The sequence below is a fragment of the Bradyrhizobium sp. genome (genome assembly GCF_036009065.1).
Lineage (GTDB): Bacteria > Pseudomonadota > Alphaproteobacteria > Rhizobiales > Xanthobacteraceae > Bradyrhizobium.
In genome coordinates this window covers 1-1,905 of record NZ_DASYMN010000123.1, presented here as the reverse complement: position 1 = coordinate 1,905, position 1,905 = coordinate 1, and the positions used below count along the sequence as shown (strand labels likewise).

General features: G+C 63.7%; 2 protein-coding genes. Both read left to right on the top strand.

Features of this window, described 5'->3' with window-relative positions:
• Positions 1-922 (top strand): Zn-dependent hydrolase (locus tag VGP39_RS07750; protein WP_327567522.1); only part of this gene is annotated, 922 nt, incomplete at its 5' end.
• 20 nt (positions 923-942) lie between these two features.
• On the top strand, positions 943-1,857 hold the full coding sequence (locus VGP39_RS07745; RefSeq protein WP_327567521.1) for an NAD(P)-dependent oxidoreductase: 915 nt from the start codon (positions 943-945) through the stop codon (positions 1,855-1,857).
• Positions 1,858-1,905: the final 48 nt, after the last annotated feature.

The following is a 1,905-nucleotide window of genomic DNA, read 5'->3' as shown; positions in this document are numbered from 1 at the left end:
GCGCACCCTGAACGATGCCGGCATCGAGACCGAGACGCCGATCTGCATCGTCAACTGGACCAACGAGGAAGGCTCGCGCTTTGCGCCGGCGACCATGGCGTCGGCGGCCTATGCCGGCGATTACACCACCGACGACATTCTGGGCCGCAAGGATTCCGCGGGCATCAGCGTCGGCGAAGCCCTTGATGGCATCGGCTATCGCGGCGATGAGGCCGTTGGCGCGCGCAAATTGGGCGCGTTCGTCGAGTTGCACATCGAGCAGGGACCGCTGCTGGAAGCCGAGAACAAGACCATCGGCGTGGTCGACCGCGGTCAGGGCATCGTCTGGTATGACGGCAAGGTGATCGGCTTCGAAAGCCACGCCGGCACCACGCCGATGCCGCTGCGCCGCGACGCGCTCGCCGCGCTGGCCGAGGTGACGCTTGCGGTCGAGCGAATTGCTAAGGTTCACGGACCGAATGCGGTCGGCACCATGGGCGAAGCAATCATTGCAGCACCTTCGCGCAACGTGATCCCCGGCGAGATCGCCTTCACCATGGATATCCGCAGCCCCGATTCCGAAACGCTGGATGCGATCGACCGCGACCTGCGCGCCGCTGCAGCCGAAATCGCAAGCCGCCGCAACGTCGAAATCGCGATTGAGGCGATCTGGAAGAAACCCCCGACCGTGTTCGACGCAAAACTGGTCGACGCGGTCGAGGCTGCGACCAAGGCGCTCGGTTACAGCCATCGCCGTATCACCTCCGGCGCAGGGCATGACGCCTGCAATCTTGCCAATGTGGTGCCGGCGGCGATGATTTTTGTGCCCTGCAAGGACGGCGTCAGCCACAATGAGCTTGAGGACGCGACGCAGGCCGATTGCACGGCGGGCGCCAACGCGCTGATGCATACGGTGTTGGCGCTTGCCGGCGTCGCATCCTGACCAAAAAAATGGAGAAATTCGTGCGCGGTGTATTCGTCGATGCCAATGAATCGCTGGCTGTCATTTTCGAGCGGCTGGCAAAGCCCGGCGATCCGAAGGTGGCGATCCATCGCGATCCCGATATAACTTCGGATCAATACCCCGTCATCCTCGACGGCGCCGAAATCGCCATCGTCGATCACACCGCGCTGCCGACCGATATCGCGCGAAAATGCGCAGGCCTGAAGCACGTCGTCTTCCTCGGCACCGGCGCGCGCAGCTACATGAATCCGGAAGAACTGGCCGAGCTCGGCATCGCGGTTCATCTGATCAAGGGCTATGGCGACACCGCGGTGGCCGAGTGCGCCATCGCGCTGATGTGGGCCGCCGCGCGGGGCCTCGCGCAAATGGACCGCGAGATGCGCGCCGGCAACTGGCTGCGCGACGACGCCACGCAGCTCACCGGCAAGACGCTGGGCCTGATCGGCTTCGGCGGCATCGCCGCGGAAGTCGCGCGCATCGCGCTCGGCAGCGGCATGCGCGTGATCGCATGGAACCGGACGCCGAAGAAGTCGCCTAAGGTCGAGTTCGTCGAACTCGACGAACTCCTGACCGAGAGCGATGTGATCTCGCTGCATCTGTTGCTGAATGACGAGACCCGCGGCTTTATCTCGCGTGCCTGCATTGAAGCCATGAAGTCCGGTGTCATTCTCGTCAATACCGCGCGCGGCGCGCTGGTCGACGAGGAAGCGATGATCGACGCGCTGAAATCCGGGCATATCCGGCACGCCGGGCTCGACGTGTTCAATGTCGAACCGCTGCCGGCGGATCACCCGCTGACCAAGCTGCCGAACGTGACGCTGTCGGCGCATTCGGCATTCCGCACCCCGGAAGCAAGCGAGAATCTGATCGCCGCGGCGTGGGAGCATTGCAGAAGGATCGCGGGTGAAAAGTAGGAACGCTGGAGCGCTGCCAAATATACCTTCGTCATCCTGAGGAGCCGC